The sequence below is a fragment of the Dyadobacter sp. genome (genome assembly GCF_017744695.1).
In the GTDB taxonomy this organism is placed as follows: Bacteria; Bacteroidota; Bacteroidia; order Cytophagales; family Spirosomataceae; genus Dyadobacter.
The window spans coordinates 46,402-67,805 of sequence record NZ_JAGIAS010000012.1 but is presented as its reverse complement, the minus strand read 5'-3'; the positions used below and the strand labels follow the sequence as shown (position 1 = coordinate 67,805).

Genomic DNA, 21,404 nt, shown 5'->3' with positions numbered 1-21,404 from the left:
ACCTTAGATTCCGGGCTTATGGTTTATTTGCAAAAAAGACCATATCCTCTCATGAAGATCAAACTGATACCGATCGTCGCATTGCTTTTCGCGTTTTCCGCCTCGGCCCAGCAAATCAATACTGCCGATCTCGACCGGCTTTTCGACTCCCTTGCTGTACACAATAAGTCGATGGCGAGCGTGTTGCTGACGCACAAAGGGCAAAAAGTGTACGAACGGGCTATCGGCTATGCGGTGATCGACAGCGCACACAGTATCAATGCGACTCCACAAACCCACTACCGGATCGGGTCCATTACCAAGACCTTCACCGCAACGATGATCATGCAGCTGGTGGAAGAGAAAAAGCTCTCGCTGGATTCGCATTTGGATAAATACTTACCCGCCATTCCGAATGCGGGCCAGATCACGATTGAAATGATGCTACGCCACCGGAGCGGCATCCACAACCTTACCGACGATGACGCTTACTGGAAAAGCCAGACGGAACCCAGGACGCGCGCTCAAATGCTGGCCGTTTTTACCAAAAGCAAACCCGACTTCAACCCCGATGCCGAGGCAAAGTACAGTAACACCGGTTATATTCTCCTGGGGTATATCATCGAGGACGTGACCAAAAAGCCTTATGAAAGGAACCTGCAAGAACGGATTCTTTCCCGTTTAGGCCTTAAAAACACAAGTTTTGGCGGAAAAATTGATCCGGCTCGCGGCGATGCCTATTCCTATTCATTTTCAAAACGTTGGGAAAAACGGGAGGAGACCGATTTGAGCCAGCCGGCAGGTGCCGGGGCCATTGTTTCGACGCCGGGCGATGTGTTAAAGTTCATCAATGCGCTTTTCAGCGGGAAACTGGTGTCGCAGCAAAGCCTGACGCAGATGACAAAAATCGTCGACATATTTGGAATAGGGTTGGCACCTACTCCCTTTTATCAACGGAAAGGATACGGCCATACCGGTGGCGTGGACGGCTTTCAGACCATCGCGACATACTTTCCCGGTGACAGCCTGGCAGGCGCCGTTTTCTCCAATGGGGCGGATTATCCGCTGAACGACATCCTGATCGCCATGCTGAGTGCCTACTACAAGGTTCCGGTTATTATCCCCGACTTTAACGCAATGCAGCTTAGCCCGGAGGAGGCCGAACGATACGTGGGCGTGTACGAGAGCAAGCAGATCCCGTTGAAGGTGACGATCAGCTGTAAGGACAATAAGCTCTTCTTTCAACCGACGGGCCAACCCACATTTCTCCTGGCGTTCGTTAAAAAGGATACATTTAAGATCGATACCGTAGGCGTAACCATGGAGTTTCGGCCCGAGCAGAAAGAAGCGACGATTACGCAGGCTGGACAAGCTTTTCTGTTTACTAAGTGACGGGCGTTTGAATATGATAGGTATGTGAAATTTAGTATGTTAGCGGTTGCCAATGGATGCGTCCTTTGGTGCAAGCCCTTTGCTATCAAATACTTGTCCGTCCTATGTCTTCAACCAGCGAAACCACGAAAAAAGCGCTTCATGCCATGAGCGCCCTGCAGGACCTTGAACAGCTCCTGGAAGAGATCAAAAATAAGCCGTTAAGTAAATCGCTGCCCGAAAGTTTACCCTCCGAAATACCGGTTTCGGTTGAGGGGATCAGGAAGCGGCTTGCATTTCTTTTGGAAAAAACGGACCATGATTTTCCCTACCTGAGCGGGAAGCAGCAGTTTTCGGATGTTTCAAGGCTGGAAGGCAATATTGAAAACTATATCGGGATGTCGATGGTCCCCACGGGGGTGATCGGGCCGGTGTCGGTGCTCGGGTCCATGGCGAAGGGGGACTTTTACATACCGCTGGCGACGAGCGAGGGCAGCTTGCTGGCATCGTACCATCGTGGCGCGCGGGCGTGCTACCTGGCCGGGGGCGCTACATCGGTATGCCTGATCGACGGCGTACAGCGTTCGCCGGTTTTCAAGTTCGATAACCTGGGGAACCTGGGTACTTTTTTGGTCTGGATTATAAGCCAGCTGGAAGAATTCCGCCGCATTACCGAGTCGGCCAGCCGCTATGCGAAGCTGATCGACATGAAATCCAATATTGAAGGCAACCACCTCATTCTCACATTCGAATATCACACGGGCGACGCCTCCGGGCAGAATATGGTGACGATCTGCACGGATGCCATTTGCCGGTATATCATCCAAAATGCGCCGGTGCAACCGCAATTCTGGTTTATCGAAAGCAATTTTTCGGGCGATAAAAAAGCGACTTCGCAGTCATTCGCGAATGTGAGGGGTAAGAAAGTCACCGCGGAAATCACGCTCCCGCAAAAAATCGTGCACGAGGTGCTGAAAACGAGTCCCGAGGCCATGGCCGAATACTGGCGGTCATCGACGATCGGTACGATCCAAAGCGGCTCGATCGGTGCCCAGGGGCATTACGCCAACGGCCTTACGGCATTATTCATCGCTACGGGGCAGGATGTGGCTTGTGTGTCGGAAGCTTCGGTCGGCATTACGCGCATGGAACTTACATCGGATGGTGGGCTTTATGTGTCGGTCACCCTACCCAACCTGATCGTCGGGACGGTAGGTGGCGGTACGGCACTCCCTACCCAAAAGGAATGCCTCGAACTGATCGGCTGCGCCGGTGCAGGCAAGACCCGGAAATTTGCCGAAATATGCGGCGCGTTGGTGCTGGCAGGTGAAATATCCATCGCGGCGGCGCTTTCGGCGGGCCGTTTCACCGCAGCACACCAGAAATTTGGCCGGAAAAGATGAAGCTACCGGTCCAGGGGAATGCATTCAGCAATGCCGGGGAGAACAGTGCGTCGTTTTTCCGCCGGTTTTATATTTATCAAAAGGAGCGGTTTCCGCTGCTCGGTCACGGCTTGCTCGTAGCGGCTTTCAGCTTCTCGGCCATTTCCTATTCGCGCATATGCCGGGGGGCGGAAGGGTTTGTGGATCTCACAACATTTGCGGTCGGGATTTTTACGACTATATCGCTTTTTCTGCTGGTCAGGATATTCGACGAATTCAAAGACGCGGAGGACGACGCCCGGTTTCGCAAAGAACTGCCTGTTCCGCGGGGACTCATTACATTTCGTGAACTGGCCGTAACGGGTATTGTCGTCGCCATGGCGCAAGTGCTGGTAAACCTGATTTTCTTCCCCAAAATGCTTTGGATATATGCGGTGGTCGTCGGGTACTTGTCGCTGATGGGAAAGGAGTTCTTTGTCGCCGAATGGCTCAAAAAGCACCAGTTCTGGTACGTTACTTCGCATATGTTCATTATCCCGCTGATCGACATATATGCCAGCGGGCTGGACTGGCTCCTGGCCGGTGTGAAGGCGCCCGAAGGCCTGTTTTTCTTTTTTGCAGTATCTTATATGAACGGCATAGTGCTCGAAGTGGGCCGGAAGATCCGCGCCCCGCAGCAGGAGTCGGAAGGGGTACTTACCTACACCTCGATGCTGGGCGTGCCCAGGGCCATCGCGTTATGGCTTGCGGTGCTTGCGGTGACGCTTTTGCTTAGCATGGCCGCTTCGGTATTTGCGGGTTATGGCCCTGTGGTGTTGGCGGTTTTGGGCGTCGTGTTCCTGGTGTGCGAGTTGCCGGCCGTATTGTTTTGGAGGACCAGGACAGCAAAACTCTCCAAAATGGTCGAATATGCGTCGGCGCTCTGGACGATCGCGATGTACCTTACGCTCGGTGCGGGGCCGATGATCTCAAAACTGCTGTTCCATTGATGCATTTCATTTCCGATACAGAACCACACAAGGCAACCGGTGCTACAATAGGCGGGAAGGCCGGAAACCTGCTTCGTTTGAAGGCGCTCGGCTTGTCGGTGCCGCGTTTTGTGGTGATCCCGTGGGAGACGTTACGGGCCGATATTCCCGAATCCGGGCTTGTTCCGGGTCTGTTAAATGCTTTTGAAGAAACCCGCCTTTTCGCGGTGCGCTCGTCGGCGACCGGGGAGGATGGCGCGGCGTTTTCATTTGCGGGGCAGTTTGAAAGTTACCTGAATGTCCCGCCGGATGAACTAGCTGCGCGGATAGCGGATGTCCGGCAATCGGCGTTTTCGGACCGGGTAACGGCTTACCGGAAACACCACGGACTTTCCGATGCCGGTGGCGTGGCGGTGATTGTGCAGCAAATGGTCGATGCGGAAGCGGCGGGTGTGGCGTTTGGTGCTAACCCGCTGACCGGTAACCGGCAGCAGAAGGTGATCAATGCGGTGTTCGGCCTGGGCGATCGCCTGGTTTCCGGAGAGGTCAATGCCGACGAGTTCGTTTTGGAAAGTGGCGTAATCCAGTCCATTCTGGCCGATGGCCGGCAAGACCAACCGGCGCTTACCGATGGGCAGATCCGCCGGTTGGGCGAAATACTGGATTTGCTCGAAAAGGAGCTGGGCCGGCCGCAGGATATCGAATTCGCTGTCCGAAATGAGAAGGTCTATCTGCTTCAAACCAGGCCCATTACGACATTGAAGGCGAAGTCCACAGGCAATTATATTCTTTGGGACAACAGTAATATCATTGAATCATACCCCGGCGTAACCACCCCGCTGACTTTCTCTTTTATCAGCAAATCCTACGAAATAGCTTATAAGCTTTTTAGTGCCTACCTGGGTGTAAGTGAGTTGGTTATCAGGAAAAATGAAAGGGTGTTTGCCAACACGCTCGGTTTTTTGAACGGCCGGGTTTACTATAACCTCAAAACATGGTATCACATGCTGGCCATGCTGCCCGGTTACAGCATCAATGCCCGGTACATGGAGAAAATGATGGGGGTAAAGGAGCCATTCGATATCCCGGAATCCTACCGTTTACCGAAGGGAAAGGCGTGGTGGAGCATTGCGAAAATGGCGGTGCAGATGCTATTCCGGTTTCGAGCCCTGCCGCGGAAGCGTCGGGAGTTTATGCAGCTGGTGGACAGCACGATCAGCGAGTATAAGGCGATCCCGTTTGCAGAGAAGAGCGCCGACGAGCTCATGCATTTGTATCTGAATTTCGAACGTAAGCTCCTGCTCGAATGGAAGGCCCCGTTACTGAACGACTTCTTCGCCATGATCTGGTTCGGTATGCTCCAGAAGCAATGCGAGCCATTTACCGGAGGTAGCAACCCGAATCTCCATAACGACTTGCTGTGCGGCAGCAACGACATTATTTCCGTTCAGCCCGTGCATCGCAGCATTGCCCTGGCCGCACGCATTGCCGCGGTTCCGGCGTTGAAGGAGTTGTTTCTGATTGAAAACGAACAGGTTATCTACGAAATGCTGAGCACTAGCAACGATCCGGAATTCGTGGGGTTGAAGGCCGATATCGACCGCTACATCGCCGATTTTGGCGAGCGTTGCGTGGGAGAGCTGAAACTCGAAACGATCTCGTACGGCCAGGAGCCGCCGCGTTTCATCAAAGTGCTGAAATCTTACGTAGAGACAGGCATTACGGGCGCGCAGTTTTCGGGCGAGCGGGAAGACGTGATCCGTACGAATGCGGAGCGGGAAACAGCCAGGCATTTGAAAGGCAAGACATTGGGCCGGTGGAAAATGGGACTCACGTTGCGCTACACGCGCGAGCTCGTGAGCGCCCGCGAGAACCTGCGTTACGAGCGTACGCGTGCATTCGGGATCGTGCGGGAAATTTTTACATTCATCGGAAAGCGGTTTTACACCGATGGCCTCCTCGACAATGCGAGGGATATTTTTTACCTGACTAAAGAGGAGATTTTCGACTATATCGAAGGCACTGCAGTGACACAGGACATTAAAGCGCTGGCAGCATTGCGGCAAAAGGAATTTCATACTTATCAGCAAATGGGGCCGCTTTCGGAGCGGTTTGCGACTTACGGCGTGCCTTACGACGGTAACGATTTCTTCAATATTGATAGGGTCGAAAGGCCGGAGGGCGATTTGAAGGGCATCGGCTGTTCACCCGGGCGGGTAACGGGGCGGGTAAGGGTCGTGACCGACCCCGCCGAGGCGCCTTCGTTGAACGGCGACATCCTCGTGACCACCAGCACCGACCCCGGCTGGGTTACCCTTTTTCCGGGCGCGTCGGGCATCATTGTGGAGCGGGGCAGCTTGCTGAGCCACTCGGCGATCGTTTCCCGCGAAATGGGCAAGCCGTGTATTGTGGGAGTAACCGGTCTGCTGAAAAGCCTCAAAACAGGGGATGTAATTGAAATGGATGGCAGTACGGGCATAATCAGGACTATTTCCCAATGACGAAAGAGGATTTAACCCAAAGGGTCGATTTTGATATGATCCGGTACACCAATTGCTGGGAGGACGCGGACATTCTGCTGGCCGGGCTTTCGCCTGCGCCCGGAAGCAAGGTTCTTTCCATTGGTTCCGCCGGGGATAACAGTTTTTCATTCCTGGTCACGGATCCTGAGCTGGTCGCGGCGGTCGATATTAACCCTACTCAGCTTTTTCTGATTGAATTGAAGAAGGTTTGCATTCAAAACCTGGAATGGGAGGAAGTGCTGGCTTTCCTCGGTTTTTCGGAGTCGGAGAGGCGTCTGCAGTGCTTTCATACGTTGAAAAATCAGTTGAGCAGCGCCACCCGGGCCTATTGGGAATCAAACCTGGCGCTGATTGCCAACGGCGTTATCCACCAGGGAAAATTTGAACGATATTTTCAACTGTTCAGTGGGAGAATATTACCGTGGATCCATTCAGAACGCGTGGTAGATGCACTTTTTAAGCCCAAAACAGCGGAGGAACAGGCCCATTTTTACCAAACCAAATGGAATACCTGGCGCTGGCGGCTGCTGTTCCGTATCTTTTTCAGCAGGTATGTGATGGGGAAATACGGGCGCGATCCCGAATTTCAGAAACAGGTCGAGGGATCCGTTTCCAAGTTTATTTTCGGGAAGGCCGCAGTCCAACTCGCCTCGGTAGCCGCGCAGGACAATTACATTTTAAGATATACCCTCACAGGCTGTTTCGGGGGCCTTTTGCCGCATTACCTGCAAAAAGAGCATTACCCGCGGATACGTGCGAACCTCGACAGGTTGCATTTGAAGGAATGTTATGCGCAAGGCGCCATCGCGCACTATGGGAAATTTTACTGCATGAATCTCTCCGATATTTTTGAGTATATGGATGCGGACTTGTTCCGCGAAACGGCCAGCGCGTTGGTTACCGGAACGGAACAGGACGGCAGGCTGGCTTACTGGAACCTGATGGTACCACGCCGGATTTCACAGATTTTGCCCGAAAATGTCAAATACATACACACCGAAGCCGAACGTTTAACAGCGATCGATAAAGGCTTCTTTTACAAGGGTTTCATTGTCGACCAAGTCGTTCGCTAACGGGCCCGCATTACATAGCTATGAAAGAAATTGTCCCGCTGCTCATTCTCGCCTGCTGTTTCCTCGCACTCTTTGGACTGGCCGAATTGCTGTACCATTTTGGAAAGGTTAGAGCTGAATGGACGCGCAAGATCGTGCATATAGGCACCGGGTTGCTGACTTTGCTTTTCCCAGTCGTGCTGGTCAGTCATTGGCAGGTCCTGTTCCTCTGTGCCAGTTTTCTGGTGATTCTATTGGCCAGTTTGCGATTCGGCTGGCTACCTTCCATCAATGCAATCGATCGTTTTTCATACGGTAGCATTCTGTTTCCTATGATCGTTTACCTGCTTTTTGTGGTATTTCAAATGATGGGTAAAGGCCTGATCGTTTTCTACCTGCCGATCCTGGTACTTGCTATTTGCGACCCGGTGGCGGCGCTTGTCGGGAAGCGTTTTCCTTTCGGGAAGTACCGGATTATGGGTGGCGGCAAATCGGTGTCGGGTTCGCTGGCGTTTTTTGCGAGCGCGGTGCTGGTTACCGGCATTACCATTTCTGCATTCAACGACACGCATTCCGGCCTGCTGCTGATCCTGCTGGTCCCGGTAATAGCGACGATAGCGGAAGCATTGGGTGTGAAAGGAATGGATAATTTCACCATACCCGCAAGTGTGGTATCAACCCTCTTTATAGCATTATGATCACGATCACCGAAACGGGCCCCGGACATCCTGATTTTTCTTCTTTTCTGGATTTAACCCAAAGCATTTATCCTTCGGTAGATACCCGGTTCAGGATCCCTGACGGTATTCCAGCCGATTTCCATCGGGCATCCTTTTTATTAAAGGATGGAGACAAGGCAGTTGCCAGGGCAAATGTTTACGACAATCCGCTCCTGCAATATGCGGGGCGTCATGCCTTTTCTATCGGTGATTACGAATGCGCTGACCGTGAAGAATATGCGTCGGAGTTGCTGTCACATATTGCCTCGGTTGTAAAAAACTGGGGAGGCAGGTACCTGATCGGTCCTATGAACGGCAGCACCTGGGAAGGTTATCGTTTCCTGGCCGACGATGTTAACCGCTGGTTCTATACGGAGCCTTACCACCACTTGTATTATAATCAGCAATTCAAATCGGCCGGGTTTGAGCCGATCGCGCATTATTACAGCAATATCGATCGCGATATGAAGCTGGATAACCCCGAAATCCTGGCTCGGGAACGTGAGTTGTTGAATCAGGGCGTAACAATCCGACCGATCGATCTGGCCAATTTTGAAGCGGAAATCGGCCGGGTTTATGATTTTAACCTGGTAGCATTCAAGTCTAACTTCCTGTATACGCCCATCAGCAGGGAGGCTTTCATGAATAAGTACCGGCCATTAAAATCCTTCATCAATCCTGCTCTTACGCTCCTGGCCGAGGATAAAGCGAATAACCTGATCGGGTACTTTTTCTGCATTCAGGATTTGGCCGATGCCAGCAGAAAAACCCTGATCGTCAAAACCCTCGCCCGGCATCCGGCCCCGGAATGGAGGGGGCTGGGGCATGTGATCGGCAACGTGATCTACCACAAAGCGGTGGAGCTGGGTTATACCAGTGCCATTCATTCGTTCATCTACGAGCAGGGTACTTCCACGAAATTATCCACGCATTTCTCCGGTACCCATTACAGGAGCTACGTTTTGTATGGAAAACACATTGGCTGACCGGTTCAATATCGTCGATCTTTTTCACGATGCTGCGCGTGTAAACCCGGGCAAGCCGGCGATCATTTACCGCGGAAAAGCCATTTCATTCGGGGAGCTGAAAACGGCCGTGACGCAGACCGCCGGCTATTTCCTGCGCAAAGGCATCCGTAAGGGCGATCGTGTGCTCGTGTTCGTGCCTATGAGCGACGACTTGTACCGGACCGTGCTGGCCCTTTTCCGGATCGGGGCGGTAGCGGTGTTCCTGGATGAATGGGTGAGTGTGAAACGGCTCGTTGAATGCTGTCGCCTCGCGCAGTGCGCTGCGTTTATCGGGACATTCAAGGGGCGGGTATTGGCCCGGCTTTTGCCAGGCCTGCGGTCGATTCCGCTGCATTTGGGTTTGAAATACGATACGGGCCACACTGCTCTGCCGTTTCCCGAGACGGGCCGGGACGATATGGCCCTCATTACTTTCACCACGGGTAGCACAGGCATTCCTAAGGCGGCTATCAGGTCGCACGGCTTGCTTTTGGAACAGTTTCAGGCGCTGATCCCGCTCATTGAACCGGCTCCCGGAGCTATTTGTATGCCGGTACTGCCTATTGTTCTGCTCATTAATCTCGGCGCCGGCATCACGTCGGTGATCGCCGATTTTAATCCGCGTAAGCCGGATACCATAAAGCCGGAGCGTATTGCAGGGCAGATCAGCGCGTTTGGGGTTACTTCCATTATCGCTTCCCCGTTTTTTGTCAAGCAATTGTCGCGGTACTTGCGGGGTAATGCATTGTTTTTAAATACAATACAAAGGATACTAACCGGCGGTGCACCGGTGTTTCCTGCCGAAGCAAATATTTATCGGGAGGCTTTTCCGCATGCACATATCGGTATCGTGTATGGCTCCACCGAAGCGGAACCGATGAGTATGATTGCTGCCGACGAACTGATCGCTTCCGAAACGACCAGGGGATTGAACGTAGGGAAAGTGGAGCCGGTGGCGACGGTAAAAATCATCGGAATCAGCGACGATGCCATCGCAGTGCCTGACGATGAAGCACTCTCCGCGCTGGAAGTGGTGCCGGGCGAGATCGGGGAGATTATCGTTTCGGGAAAGCATGTGCTGCGGGATTACCTGAACAACCCCGAGGCATTGAAGCGCAACAAAATTTTCGTGGGAAACAAATGCTGGCACCGCACCGGCGACAGCGGCTTCCTCGACGGCAACCTGTTTCTAACCGGCAGATGTGCATCGCTTATCCCTACCCCGAATGGGCTTTTATCGACATTCCTGATCGAAAACCGTTTGCAGACGATGAATGGCGTGGAAATGGGTACCGCGATGCAGTTGAACGACCAGCTTACTGCGGTGATCGAGCTCAGTGATTCTGCGCAGCGGGATGCTGTTTCGGTGGAGATCAAATCACTGCCCGAAGCATTTGCTGATATTGTTTTTATACCAAAAATTCCCAGGGACCCGAGGCACAACTCTAAAATCGATTACGAGAAGTTGAGGAATTTGTTATCACGTAGAAATTAAAACGCCGGCCGGGAATGACCCCGGTCGGCGTTGTTCAAGGTGAATGTATGAATGAATCAGGCCAGATCGAACCGGTCGAGGTTCATTACTTTGTTCCAGGCAGCCACGAAGTCTTTTACGAACTTCTCGCCGGAATCCGAACTACCGTATATTTCGGCGATCGCCCGGAGTTCCGCATGTGAACCGAATACGAGGTCCGCACGGGTGGCAGTCCATTTGGGTTGGCCGCTGGCGCGGTCGGTACCCAGGTAGGTTTCCCTATCCGGCCCCATGGCTTTCCATGAAGTGTTCATATCCAGCAGGTTCACGAAGAAATCATTGGTGAGCACACCCGGGCGCTGCGTGAATACCCCGTTTTTGGAACCGTCGAAATTGGTGTTCAACACCCGCAAACCTCCGATCAGGACGGTCATTTCCGGGGCGGTAAGCGTGAGCAACTGTGCCTTGTCTATGAGCAATTCTTCGGTCATCGCACTGAATTTCGCACCGCGGTAGTTGCGGAAGCCGTCCGCGATCGGTTCCAGGTAACCTACTGATTCCACGTCGGTCTGCTCTTGTGTGGCATCGGCCCGGCCAGGCGTGAATGGGACGGTAACGGCGTGTCCGGCATCCCTGGCTGCTTTTTCTACACCGGCTGCACCAGCCAGCACGATCAGGTCGGCGAGTGAAATCTTTTTGCCTGTCGATTGCGTGCTATTGAACTCCTGCTGAATGTTTTCCAATGTACCAAGTACCTTTTGCAGCTGTGCCGGGTTGTTCACTTTCCAGTCCTTCTGCGGAGCAAGACGAATGCGTGCGCCATTGGCACCACCGCGTTTGTCCGAACCACGGAATGTCGACGCCGAAGCCCACGCTGTGGAAACCAGTTCGGAAACGCTCAGGCCGGATGCCAGGATATTGGCTTTCAGGCCCGCGATATCATTGTCGTTGACGAGCTCGTGGTCAACCGCCGGAATCGGATCCTGCCAGATCAGGACTTCCGCAGGGACGTCCGGACCCAGGTAGCGGGCACGAGGGCCCATGTCACGGTGGGTGAGCTTGAACCACGCACGGGCAAATGCATCCGCGAATGCGTCAGGATTTTCAAGGAAATGTCGTGAAATCTTCTCGTAAACCGGGTCGAAGCGCAGCGAGAGGTCGGTGGTCAGCATTGTAGGACGGTGCTTTTTAACGCTGTCGTAAGCATCGGGAATAATATCACCGGCGTCTTTGGCCACCCATTGGTGCGCACCACCGGGGCTTTTGGTAAGCTCCCATTCAAATGTAAACAGGTTTTCGAAGAAATTGTTGCTCCATTGGGTGGGAGTGGTGGTCCAGGTCACTTCCAGACCGCTGGTGATGGTATCGGCACCTTTTCCGGAACCGAAGCTGTTGCTCCAACCCAATCCCTGGTGTTCGAGATCCGCGCCTTCGGGTTCTGCACCGACGTGATCGGAAGGGGCTGCGCCGTGGGTTTTTCCGAAACTGTGACCACCGGCGATCAATGCGACGGTTTCTTCGTCGTTCATGGCCATCCGCCCGAAAGTGACGCGGATATCGTGGGCTGCGGCGATCGGGTCGGGGTTACCGTCCGGACCTTCCGGGTTTACATAAATCAAACCCATATGCGCCGCGCCAAGCGGTTCTTCGAGATGGCGGGAGTGGGTTTGACCATTTGCATTTTCGTCGGTTGACACTACACCCGGCTCGTCCAGGCCCGGTTTACCCTGTGCGTACCGGCGGTCGTTGCCGAGCCAGGTATTTTCCGATCCCCAATATACGTCCTCGTCAGCCTCCCACACGTCCGCACGGCCGCCTGCAAAACCGAAGGTTTTAAAGCCCATTGATTCGAGGGCGACGTTTCCGGTCAGGATCAGCAAGTCGGCCCAGGAAATTTTGTTGCCATATTTTTGTTTGATAGGCCAGAGCAAACGACGGGCTTTGTCGAGGCTGACGTTATCCGGCCAGCTGTTCAGTGGTGCAAAACGTTGCTGGCCCGAACCGCCGCCGCCGCGACCGTCGAATACACGGTAAGTACCGGCGCTATGCCACGCCATGCGGATGAACAATGGTCCGTAATGCCCGAAGTCGGCCGGCCACCAATCCTGCGAATCGGTCATCAGTGCATGAAGGTCTGCTTTTACTGCTTCCAGATCGAGGCTTTTGAACGCTTCCGCGTAGTTAAATTGTTCTCCCATCGGATTGGACAGGGACGAATGCTGGCGCAAAATGCTCAATTTCAACTGGTTTGGCCACCAGTCGCGGTTCCTGGTACCGCCGCCGCCTACATTGTGATTCAGTGTCCCATTGTGAAATGGACATTTGCTAATGTCGTTTGATCCGTTTTCCATTACGATAAGTTCATGTGTTAAACCATATTGCCTGCCTCTGGTATTTGTGCAGCGGGATAAAGGTATAATACTGAAATTGATTGTCAAAATCGATTAATTCTATGATTCAATAGTGAAAATCTATTTCGTCGCATTGTCAGCCCGTTGCAGGTTATGCGGCCCGGTTGGTAACACACGAACTTTTCGAAAGTCAGATGAAAGGAGTGCAGACAGTGCTAGGAGGCGGTGAGGTAGCCTGCTGTGGCAATGTCTGTGAGAAGGCCCGGGGCGGCGGGCTGCCAACCCAGCGCTTCACGGGTTTGGATACTGGACGCCACACAGCCGATGGCCGCAAAATGTTCGAACCAGCCGAAATGCGCCGTCGCTGCCTCACCGGTTTTGCTTTCCACCGGCAGGTCCAGGCCGGTACCGATCGCCGTAGCGATTTCCCGGAATGGAATGCCCTCCTCCGCCACCGCATGCAGGACCTTGAGCGCGGGACGTTTCTCCACGACTAACCGGTAAAGCGCTGCCGCATCGGACCGGTGCACAGCCGGCCATGGATTATTGCCGTCGCCGATGTAGGCCGATTCGCCCTTTTCTTTCGTAATACCGATAATCATCGGCACAAATCCATGATCGCCCGCGCCATGCACGCTCGGAGGCAGGCGCACCAGGTACACGTCCACGCCTTGGGCCGCTATGGCATTCGCCGCCTCATCGGTGGCCGCACGTGGGATCACATCCGATTTTACATTCAGTATATCATCCTCGGTTACGGGCCGGTCGTAGCGCAAAAGGCCCATTCCGGTGGTGACGACCAGTGGTTTTCCCGAGCCGGCCAATGCTTCGCCCATTATTTCAATGACCTTCCGGTCGGCTTCACAGCTCGCTTTGAACTGGGAAAAATCGTGGTTGAAAGCGGTATGGATGACGGCGTCGGATGCCTCGATCCCGCGGCGGAGTATTTCCGGATCATTCACATCGCCCAGAAGCGGCGTAGCGCCGGCGGCGGCCAGTAACTCAGCCGATTTTTCAGAGCGTACAAGCCCTAGCACCTCATGACCATTTCCTGACAATTCCTTGACAATGGCGGAGCCTACAAATCCTGAGGCCCCTGTTACAAATACACGCATGTTGGTTTCAATTTTGTTCAATGCAAAATTGACATGCTGCCAATGGGCAAACAAGGTCATTTGACCATACTTCGGGCCCCGCGTTGGAGTTGTGCGTGGCGTATGCGTGTGAGGGTTTTGAGGGAAATGCCGAGGTAGGCGGCGATCATTCGTAACGGCAATCGCGTGAGGTAATCGGGGTGTGCGTTAACAAAATCGGCATAACGTTCTTCCGGGGTGCCGCTGAGGATCGTCAGGATCCGGTTGCGATTGTTGTAAACGGTGCGGGAAATAAGCCGTTCCGAAAACTTTTTGAGCTCCGGGATGTCTTTCAGTAGTTTGTCAAAATCGGGTTTGGCCCAAAGCAAAACCGTACTCCGCTCCACGGCTTCGATGTTGACCAGCGAAGGAGTCAGGTTATCGTAGCTCTCCACATCCAGCGTCCAGGTGTGCTGCGGTGAAAAGTGGAGAATATGCTCATTGCCGTCCGGTTTGATATGATAGGTCCGCAACAATCCATCGCTGATGAAAACCTTGTGCCGGCATATTTCCCCAGCATTCATCAGTACCTCGTTTTTATGCAATCGCCGCACGGTGGCCATGCTGCTGATATGCCGGATCGTTTCGCCGGGCAGGTCGGTTTGGGAAGCCAGATAGTTTTCGAATTCGGTACGCATATACCAAATGTAGCAAAAACCAGCCCCGGTTCGACATGGTCAGGCGGGGCTGGCGACGGTATTTCCGGATTGTCAGTTAAAACTCACACAATTGCATATCGCCTGCATATTGGCCTGGGTAACATCGGCCAGGTATTTCCGTCCTTGTTGGGAGCTGTTCATGGTTACGTTCGTGAGTTGGTCTTGAATATAATTGTAAACAGCACCGATCACATCCGAAGCATAGTAGGAAGTACCCGACGAAACGTTGTTGTATGGCGGGGTCATGATATTGGTATTGGACCCGTCGGTGAACTGGACGGTCGCCTGCGCGAAGGTGAGCGTCGGCAGGTCGCCTGCCGTGTTTGGTATTCTAAAACCGAGGAGCAGGATCACGTGGTCGTCTTTGGAATTGTCGCCGATCTCGTAGTCGAGCTTGCAGGAAACGAATATCCCGAGCTGGGCCGAAACGGAAGATTCCTGGTACCAGGTGCGGAACGGGTAGGAATCGTATGTGTATTCCGCCGCCTGATTGAACGGATAGGTGCCCCCATTTCCGGTGTTTTCCTGTTGCCAGTTCTGCACCGAGCCGTAACCGGAAACAACCGAGTTCAGGCTGTTCGGAAAGGCGCTGTTATCGAATGCCATCGAGTAATTTTGGCGTTGATCGCCCGACTGTGTGTAAATCTGCGTATTGAATGGCTTGGCTACCGTTGTGCAAAGACGGTTGAGCGTGTGGCAGACAACAGGCAGGAAATAGAATTGGCCGCCGTTATCCGACACCTTGTAGATCGCAGCCGAAAACTTGTTGAATGCGGCTGTCACAAAGTCGAACACATCCACAAATGCATCCGCCGCTTCTTCCGAAATGCCGAGCGTTTCGATGGCGCCGGTAGTACCATAGTACCAGGCCACAAAATCGACCGTGTCGATCAAAGCCTGGGAAATCTGCATCGCCCCGTTCAGCTGCATGTCGAAATGCTGGATCGATACCAGCGTCCCGGTATTGTCAAAGTAAGCGTCGAATGTGCAGGTATCGTCACGGGTGAGTGCCGGGTTCTCGTGGGTGAGGCTCATGCCGTATTTCGTCCAGCCCTCGGCGGGCAGGTTGGTCGTATCGTCGTTCTCGTAGCTGGAAAGCGACTGCGTGGTGGATTGCTCGGTGAAATCGGGGCAGTCCACGGTGTAGGTCGAATCTTCCACCATGTACACCACCTTGTTGTCCGATTCGCTGCTCGTAGGGTAGGGATAAAGGCCATAGAACGTCGAAAAATCTACATAGGGACGGGAGTAGGGCGTATTCCAGAATTCGGGTTGATAAGCGTACAGCAGGAATGACTGGATCTGGTTCTTCCAGTCGCCGTCGTTATCGCCGTTGAGGTTTTTACGTTCCACATTATTGAGGTCGGGATAAGTAACGTTCGGCCCGATTTTGAGAAAATCCCCGTCAAAGTCCGTATCGTCGAAAATGATCAGCCACGAGCCGTTGCCGGTTCGCAGGGCTGTAACGCCACCGGTTCCGGTCATCTTGTCGCTGTCGTTCGCGTAGCCGATGTCCGAAAGCGAACCGGCGTTGTAGGGGCCGGTAAATACACGGTTATCCCCCTCGAAATTGCCGTTCTCCGTAAACAGCGCCTGGTTCTCCTGCAAAGAAATCAGCTCGCTTTTACTCGGCCATGACGAATTGTTCCAGAAAGCGGGCTCCTGTTTGTAGAGGATAAAACTCTGGATAGCGTTTTTCCAGACACCCACCTTGCTGCCCGAGGAATCGTAGCGGTCGACATGATTGAGGTCGCTTTCGTACGTACTGGGGTTAATCTTCCAGATATTGCCTGTGTATTCCGTTCCGTCAAAAACAATTACCCAGGTTCCGCTGGAAGTTTGCAACGAATCGTTGTTGGCGTCGATGTTTTCCTGGCCCTGCGCGCCGGCATAGGAATCGCTGCCGCCGCCCTGGTCGTTGTTGTTCCAAAGAATAAAGTCCATTGTAAAGTTTGTTTGAAATGTTGAAACAGGAAGGAAAGACTTGTAGAAATTATTTGTACAAGTAGTTTAGAATCAAAACCTACCTCTGCGACTGAGTACAACTGATTTAACGGTTGAATGAGGCCTGAATTGAAATAAAACCATTGCCGTTTGTGGTTTTGATCCGGTTCCCTGCTTACTTTAGGCGCCGGAGCCACCGTTATTTTCGATTAGCACTACTGCGATATTTTTATTCAATTCAATGCGTAAAACAGCACTGATTACCGGGCCCACTTCGGGCATCGGCCGCTTTACCGCCCTTGAACTCGCTCGAAGGGGGTATGATCTGATATTGGTAGCCCGGAACGAGGCAAAGGCCCGCGAGTTGCAACGGGAGATCGGACATGGCGTTAGTACGGGCTTTGTTCAATGCGATCTGTCGAGCATGGCGTCCGTCAAACAGGCGGTGGAAGAAATCAGGGCTAATTATCATCAGATCGATTTGCTCATCAACAATGCGGGGCTCATTGTCCAGCATCGCCAAACGACTGCCGACGGCATCGAAATGACCTTTGCTACCAATCACCTGGGACCTTTTGTGCTCACAACCGGCCTGATCGATTTACTCAAAGCAGCCGAATCGGCGAAGGTTGTTAACCTGGCCTCCGAGGCACATTTTTTCGCATTCCGGTACCAGACGGCCAAGCTCGCGAACCCACCGCATTACCACGATCTGGTAATTTACGGACGCTCCAAGCTGGCCAATATCCTGTTTTCCAACGAGCTTTCGGAACGGCTGGCGCCTTTTGGCATTACATCCAATGCGGTGCACCCGGGCACGGTTTCGAGCAGTTTTGGCGGCAATGGCAATGGGGCTACTGCCTGGTTTATGAAGATTTTCAAACCGTTTTTCCGCAGCCCGGAGCAAGCCGCCGCAGGCATCGTCCACGTGGCTACTGCGCCGGAGCTGAATGATGTTACAGGGCAGTATTTTGCCAACGGAAAACCTGCGAGATCTTCCGCCAGGGCGAAGAGCAGGGCACTGGCAAGGGAGCTATGGACGTTTTCCGAGGCGTTGACGGAGGCAGTTTGGATATAAATCTATTAAATCCATAGAGTTTGAATACTTTTTTACCGAAACACTTGGAAGTTAAATAGGCAATGCATTAACTTTGCATGCAATCTGATCATTCAATCGAGCTGAGAACCACCCGAAGCTGTGTCCATTTTTTACCGACATCGCATATGCGTTCGATGAAACCTACACATAATGCCCCTTTTGCCGGCCGCCGCGCCGCCGTCCTGTTTGCTTCTTCCGAAGCAGGCTGTTGTTGTTGCTAGCTGAGTCCCTGCATGCCGGAGTTTTCCCGGTAGGTCCCCCTTTTTTTCTCATTGTCAATACGTCGTCCGTCAGCGGTGCGACACAGATTTCCCATGCAACATGAAATTCACAGACAGCCATATTTACTACGAAATCCTCATTCTTTTTGCGGTGATCAGCTTTGCGGAAGCGTTTACGGGCCTTTATAAAAGCGAGAAATGGTCCAGAAATGAGTGGTACATCAATTTTGCGGGGCTTTTCCTGTCCAGCGTCATTACGCGGCCGCTCAGTTTCCTGCTCTCGGCCTACGTGCTCAACTATTTCTTCGCCGGCTATTATAATGTATTCGAAAACGTGCCGCTATGGGCGGGTGTACTCATTACGGCATTGCTCGAAGATTTTACGCAATACTGGTGGCACCGTGCCGCCCATACGTATACGTGGCTGTGGAAAGGGCACCGCGTGCACCACAGCGCACCCGAAATGAGCGTGTTCCTCACCGGCCGCAACTCCTGGGTTTACCTGCTGCTGTTCCCGCCGCGTATCGTTTCGACGGTCCTGATATTCCTCGGCTTCGGCCAGGCATTCCTGGTAGGGTATTTTTTCAAAGTATTGATCGGCATTTCCGCGCATTCGAGCGTGCGCTGGGATAAGCCGCTCTACGCGATCAAATGGCTGCATCCGGTAATGTGGGTGCTCGAACGGACCATTTCTACCCCTGCCACACACCATGCACACCACGCCGCCACCGACGCCGACGGTATTGGGGTGATCAACGGCAACTATGGTAACATGTTCTTTATTTGGGATATGCTGTTCGGTACGGCCAAAATCACACGACAGTTTTCGGAACATATTGGCCTCGAAGATTATCAGGAAGAGCCGTGGTATGTGCAGCTGGGTTATCCGCTATTCAAGTCGAGCGACCAGCGTAGCGAGCTGTCGAAGTGAATGGGTAAGTGGTTAGGTGTATTGTCAGGAATAGTCAGGTGTTGTCAGATTTGGCTTTGATTACATACACATTCGTTTTAAACATGTATGTGCAGCAATTTCTGACCATCAATGACAATACCTGACCACATTTTGACTATTCGGTCATTTAAAATCAAATAGACATGACAAAAACGCTACTAACGCTATTCCTATTGGCGTCGTTCGCGGGATACGCCCAGGTCGCGACATTCGATGTGGTCATGGCCGGGCATACGATCGGTTCGGTGAAGGTGCTGCCGCAGGACGACGGCGCACGCCTCCGCAAGCGCATCGAGGCGGAGTTCAGCGTGCCGTTTTATTCCGGCAGCTTTGTCTCGGAAAACCAGTTTTCGGATGGTGCGCTGCACAGTTCGCTCACCGAGCAGACCGTGAATGGCAAACGGCGGGAGCAGACGGTCACCACACGGCTGGCCTCGCAGCATTACCGCTTTGATTTATCGGAAAAAGCCGACCGGAACCGCAAATGGGAGGTAGTGGCACCTATTGCGCACACCATCACAGGGCTGTATTACCAGGAGCCCGCGCAAGTTCAGATGGTGTATTCCGAGAAGTTCGGCGCCATGTGCAAGGTTCGGAAGCTCGGTAATGGCAGTTACAGCGTGGAGTTGCCGAACGGGAAGGAAAGCGTTTATAGCTACGAGCACGGGCATTGCGTGCGGGTAATGACGGAATTGGCGGGCGTGAAGCTCAGCATCGTGAGGAAGCAGCGGCCTTTGTAATGCTGGTATTTCAGGTATAAACCAAGGTTCGTATATCGTCTATCGTTCAAAGTGGCCCGGATCACATTTAAATCAGTCTGATCCTGTATTGCCCACGCCCCAGGGGCAGGTCATCGGTGGTACGGTACCGGATTTCCTCACACGTCCTGGCGCGAAAACCGCCGACGGGCCATTTAATTTTTTAGTTTTGTATATTAAATCTATGAAAATAGTAGATTATTTTATCCCTATGAAGAAGCTATCTTTCCTGATCATCCTCTTTTTGGCGTCGACCATGGCTGTACAGGCGCAGCATTCCGCGCCTAAGAATATTGTCAAACCTGATCCGCAGGCATTGGCGCAGATCAAGGCCGGCAAGGCCTACCTGGTGGATGTGCGTACGCCCGAGGAGTTCGACGGTGGTCATCTGCAATATTCCCACAATATCAACTTCAACAGTCCTGACTTCAAGGCGCAGATCGCCCAACTCGATAAAAGCAAGCCGGTGTACCTTTATTGCCGCTCGGGCAACCGCAGCGGGAAGGCGGCCGACACCCTGAAAGCATTGGGTTTTCACTCTTATTACAACATTGGCGGTTTTGAGCAGCTCAAAGCCGACGGCTTCCCGGCCGAGCAGTTGCAAACCAGCGCATCCAGAAAGTAGTCCCGTCGTTGCAGGCATCAAAAAACATGAAGCATACCCCTGTTGAGAACTTCGTGATATTCGTCGTGCTGCTGTTGCTATACGTGCAGATTTCCGCGCAGCATTACTTCGCGGCGGAGCGCATGGGTGGCGACCGTTTCAAGAATCGGGTGCTTTATGCCGACGTAATGTTTCCATTAGTTAGCTCAAATTGCTGGAAGAGATAGCTAATGCTGGGAAAGATGGGATTGAGTTGGAGTGGAGAGGGTTGAAAACGATTGCTTTTCAGGCCTTTACATTCCAAAACTCCTCCGGCACCGAATTGTTTTTGATAGACATAGGCATCAGTCCGTCTTCAAATTCTGACAATTCCATTGATATTTTCCTGGCACCTTTGATTTTCACCTTCTTTTTACAAAGCCAGTAGCTATAAAGGTAAGATGGCAATGTGAAAATACCCGGATCTTTCAGGAAGATGTTGCCGTAATTTCTCTTAATATAGTCCCTATACTCGCTATTGAGTACGGGATATAAAGTGACCATCATTCCCATGGGTAGTAAACTATCGATAATGAATTGCCAAAAGATTATTAACGCACTGCGATTGTGATAAAGATACTTTTTGTTGATGGTTCATCAATAGCCCTCACTTGTCGTTATAATGCCCTTTTGCAGCCACAACATAAACGGTTATTGTCTCTTCAATGACTTGATATACAATGCGGTGCTTTTTGTCTATTCATCTTGACTATAGAGCGGCCGGATCGTGTTTAAGCGGTTCCGGCTTTCCCACGTCGAAATACGGGTGTTCTCCGAGCTCCTCCAAAATTCGGTCGATGCGGCGAATCACCGCTCTATCGCCTTAAATAGGAATGAAAGGTCTTTTTTTGCTCTGTCCGAAATCGTTACAGAATATCTGCCCATATGTTTTTGAGGTCGCGGATGGAAGTCACTCTTCCAGCCCTGACGTCCTCAATACCTTCCTTAATGGCATTTAGAACCTGCGGGTCCGAAAAAAAGACATCAGTTTCAGTGCTTTCATCAAGAGGCGTGAGCAAAACTGATTTCTTATTTTTTCCCCGGTGAATGATCACTCGTTCTGTCTCGGCCAGATCCAGATAGTCCTTCTGTTTCCCCCGAAACTCTCTGGCTGATATGATTCTCATGGGTGTACATGTTTGTGTACACAATTATAATAAAAGATCGGGA

General features: G+C 52.4%; 19 protein-coding genes. 13 read left to right on the top strand and 6 right to left on the bottom strand.

Annotated elements, in window-relative coordinates:
• Positions 1-51: 51 nt before the first annotated feature.
• From J7619_RS30700 to J7619_RS30665, 8 genes are all read left to right on the top strand, one after another.
• A complete protein-coding gene (locus tag J7619_RS30700) occupies positions 52-1,371 on the top strand; it encodes a serine hydrolase (RefSeq protein ID WP_291208272.1) in 1,320 nt (439 codons plus the stop codon).
• Between the two features lie 104 nt (positions 1,372-1,475).
• Positions 1,476-2,753, top strand: coding sequence for a hydroxymethylglutaryl-CoA reductase (locus J7619_RS30695; RefSeq protein ID WP_291208270.1), 1,278 nt, complete (start codon positions 1,476-1,478; stop codon positions 2,751-2,753).
• Positions 2,750-3,721 (top strand): hypothetical protein, encoded by a 972-nt coding sequence (locus tag J7619_RS30690; protein WP_291208268.1) that lies wholly within the window; start codon positions 2,750-2,752, stop codon positions 3,719-3,721. Before J7619_RS30695 ends, J7619_RS30690 begins: the two co-directional genes overlap by 4 nt.
• Entirely contained in the window at positions 3,721-6,201 is a 2,481-nt protein-coding gene (locus tag J7619_RS30685; protein WP_291208266.1) for a PEP/pyruvate-binding domain-containing protein, read from the top strand. Before J7619_RS30690 ends, J7619_RS30685 begins: the two co-directional genes overlap by 1 nt.
• On the top strand, positions 6,198-7,295 hold the full coding sequence (locus tag J7619_RS30680) for a DUF3419 family protein (protein WP_291208264.1): 1,098 nt from the start codon (positions 6,198-6,200) through the stop codon (positions 7,293-7,295). Before J7619_RS30685 ends, J7619_RS30680 begins: the two co-directional genes overlap by 4 nt.
• Positions 7,296-7,315: 20 nt before the next feature.
• Positions 7,316-7,972 carry a diacylglycerol/polyprenol kinase family protein gene (locus tag J7619_RS30675; protein ID WP_291208262.1) on the top strand — a complete coding sequence of 219 codons (657 nt, stop codon included), beginning with the start codon at positions 7,316-7,318 and terminating at the stop codon, positions 7,970-7,972.
• Positions 7,969-8,979 (top strand): hypothetical protein, encoded by a 1,011-nt coding sequence (locus J7619_RS30670; protein WP_291208260.1) that lies wholly within the window; start codon positions 7,969-7,971, stop codon positions 8,977-8,979. The genes J7619_RS30675 and J7619_RS30670 overlap by 4 nt, the downstream gene beginning before the upstream one ends.
• Positions 8,960-10,495 carry an AMP-binding protein gene (locus J7619_RS30665; RefSeq protein WP_291208258.1) on the top strand — a complete coding sequence of 512 codons (1,536 nt, stop codon included), beginning with the start codon at positions 8,960-8,962 and terminating at the stop codon, positions 10,493-10,495. The genes J7619_RS30670 and J7619_RS30665 overlap by 20 nt, the downstream gene beginning before the upstream one ends.
• Before the next feature lie 56 nt (positions 10,496-10,551).
• On the opposite strand, the gene katG is transcribed toward J7619_RS30665, so the two are convergent.
• The 4 genes from katG to J7619_RS30645 all read right to left on the bottom strand — a co-directional run bounded on the left by katG (position 10,552) and on the right by J7619_RS30645 (position 16,561).
• Positions 10,552-12,825 (bottom strand): catalase/peroxidase HPI, encoded by a 2,274-nt coding sequence (gene katG / locus J7619_RS30660; RefSeq protein ID WP_291208256.1) that lies wholly within the window; start codon positions 12,823-12,825, stop codon positions 10,552-10,554.
• A 215-nt stretch (positions 12,826-13,040) separates the two neighbouring features.
• Positions 13,041-13,940: an SDR family oxidoreductase gene (locus J7619_RS30655; RefSeq protein WP_291208253.1), complete on the bottom strand. Its 900-nt coding sequence runs from the start codon at positions 13,938-13,940 to the stop codon at positions 13,041-13,043.
• A 56-nt stretch (positions 13,941-13,996) separates the two neighbouring features.
• Positions 13,997-14,596 carry a Crp/Fnr family transcriptional regulator gene (locus J7619_RS30650; protein ID WP_291208251.1) on the bottom strand — a complete coding sequence of 200 codons (600 nt, stop codon included), beginning with the start codon at positions 14,594-14,596 and terminating at the stop codon, positions 13,997-13,999.
• Between the two features lie 72 nt (positions 14,597-14,668).
• Positions 14,669-16,561 carry a hypothetical protein gene (locus tag J7619_RS30645; protein ID WP_291208249.1) on the bottom strand — a complete coding sequence of 631 codons (1,893 nt, stop codon included), beginning with the start codon at positions 16,559-16,561 and terminating at the stop codon, positions 14,669-14,671.
• A 241-nt stretch (positions 16,562-16,802) separates the two neighbouring features.
• Between J7619_RS30645 and J7619_RS30640 the strand changes: the two genes are divergently transcribed.
• From J7619_RS30640 to J7619_RS30620, 5 genes are all read left to right on the top strand, one after another.
• On the top strand, positions 16,803-17,639 hold the full coding sequence (locus J7619_RS30640) for an SDR family oxidoreductase (RefSeq protein WP_291208247.1): 837 nt from the start codon (positions 16,803-16,805) through the stop codon (positions 17,637-17,639).
• 342 nt (positions 17,640-17,981) lie between these two features.
• Positions 17,982-18,812 (top strand): sterol desaturase family protein, encoded by an 831-nt coding sequence (locus J7619_RS30635; protein ID WP_291208245.1) that lies wholly within the window; start codon positions 17,982-17,984, stop codon positions 18,810-18,812.
• A 164-nt stretch (positions 18,813-18,976) separates the two neighbouring features.
• Positions 18,977-19,573: a DUF6134 family protein gene (locus tag J7619_RS30630; protein WP_291208243.1), complete on the top strand. Its 597-nt coding sequence runs from the start codon at positions 18,977-18,979 to the stop codon at positions 19,571-19,573.
• Between the two features lie 202 nt (positions 19,574-19,775).
• Complete coding sequence (locus tag J7619_RS30625; RefSeq protein WP_291208241.1) at positions 19,776-20,216, top strand: rhodanese-like domain-containing protein; 441 nt, start codon at positions 19,776-19,778, stop codon at positions 20,214-20,216.
• 26 nt (positions 20,217-20,242) lie between these two features.
• Positions 20,243-20,422 carry a hypothetical protein gene (locus J7619_RS30620; protein ID WP_291208239.1) on the top strand — a complete coding sequence of 60 codons (180 nt, stop codon included), beginning with the start codon at positions 20,243-20,245 and terminating at the stop codon, positions 20,420-20,422.
• A gap of 58 nt (positions 20,423-20,480) precedes the next feature.
• Here the strand turns inward: J7619_RS30620 and J7619_RS30615 are convergent, their stop codons facing one another.
• Both J7619_RS30615 and J7619_RS30610 read right to left on the bottom strand, forming a co-directional pair.
• Positions 20,481-20,741, bottom strand: a complete 261-nt coding sequence (locus J7619_RS30615) for a hypothetical protein (RefSeq protein WP_291208237.1) — start codon at positions 20,739-20,741, stop codon at positions 20,481-20,483.
• Between the two features lie 359 nt (positions 20,742-21,100).
• Positions 21,101-21,361: a hypothetical protein gene (locus J7619_RS30610; protein WP_291208235.1), complete on the bottom strand. Its 261-nt coding sequence runs from the start codon at positions 21,359-21,361 to the stop codon at positions 21,101-21,103.
• Positions 21,362-21,404 lie beyond the last annotated feature (43 nt).

Excerpts from the sequence above, each read along its gene's own strand:
- J7619_RS30700 (WP_291208272.1), top strand. The coding sequence starts at position 52 with ATGAAGATCAAACTGATACCGATCGTCGCATTGCTTTTCGCGTTTTCC.
- J7619_RS30695 (WP_291208270.1), top strand. The coding sequence starts at position 1,476 with ATGTCTTCAACCAGCGAAACCACGAAAAAAGCGCTTCATGCCATGAGC.
- J7619_RS30690 (WP_291208268.1), top strand. The coding sequence starts at position 2,750 with ATGAAGCTACCGGTCCAGGGGAATGCATTCAGCAATGCCGGGGAGAAC.
- J7619_RS30685 (WP_291208266.1), top strand. The coding sequence starts at position 3,721 with ATGCATTTCATTTCCGATACAGAACCACACAAGGCAACCGGTGCTACA.
- J7619_RS30680 (WP_291208264.1), top strand. The coding sequence starts at position 6,198 with ATGACGAAAGAGGATTTAACCCAAAGGGTCGATTTTGATATGATCCGG.
- J7619_RS30675 (WP_291208262.1), top strand. The coding sequence starts at position 7,316 with ATGAAAGAAATTGTCCCGCTGCTCATTCTCGCCTGCTGTTTCCTCGCA.
- J7619_RS30670 (WP_291208260.1), top strand. The coding sequence starts at position 7,969 with ATGATCACGATCACCGAAACGGGCCCCGGACATCCTGATTTTTCTTCT.
- J7619_RS30665 (WP_291208258.1), top strand. The coding sequence starts at position 8,960 with ATGGAAAACACATTGGCTGACCGGTTCAATATCGTCGATCTTTTTCAC.
- katG (WP_291208256.1), bottom strand. The coding sequence starts at position 12,825 with ATGGAAAACGGATCAAACGACATTAGCAAATGTCCATTTCACAATGGG.
- J7619_RS30655 (WP_291208253.1), bottom strand. The coding sequence starts at position 13,940 with ATGCGTGTATTTGTAACAGGGGCCTCAGGATTTGTAGGCTCCGCCATT.
- J7619_RS30650 (WP_291208251.1), bottom strand. The coding sequence starts at position 14,596 with ATGCGTACCGAATTCGAAAACTATCTGGCTTCCCAAACCGACCTGCCC.
- J7619_RS30645 (WP_291208249.1), bottom strand. The coding sequence starts at position 16,561 with ATGGACTTTATTCTTTGGAACAACAACGACCAGGGCGGCGGCAGCGAT.
- J7619_RS30640 (WP_291208247.1), top strand. The coding sequence starts at position 16,803 with ATGCGTAAAACAGCACTGATTACCGGGCCCACTTCGGGCATCGGCCGC.
- J7619_RS30635 (WP_291208245.1), top strand. The coding sequence starts at position 17,982 with ATGAAATTCACAGACAGCCATATTTACTACGAAATCCTCATTCTTTTT.
- J7619_RS30630 (WP_291208243.1), top strand. The coding sequence starts at position 18,977 with ATGACAAAAACGCTACTAACGCTATTCCTATTGGCGTCGTTCGCGGGA.
- J7619_RS30625 (WP_291208241.1), top strand. The coding sequence starts at position 19,776 with ATGAAAATAGTAGATTATTTTATCCCTATGAAGAAGCTATCTTTCCTG.
- J7619_RS30620 (WP_291208239.1), top strand. The coding sequence starts at position 20,243 with ATGAAGCATACCCCTGTTGAGAACTTCGTGATATTCGTCGTGCTGCTG.
- J7619_RS30615 (WP_291208237.1), bottom strand. The coding sequence starts at position 20,741 with ATGATGGTCACTTTATATCCCGTACTCAATAGCGAGTATAGGGACTAT.
- J7619_RS30610 (WP_291208235.1), bottom strand. The coding sequence starts at position 21,361 with ATGAGAATCATATCAGCCAGAGAGTTTCGGGGGAAACAGAAGGACTAT.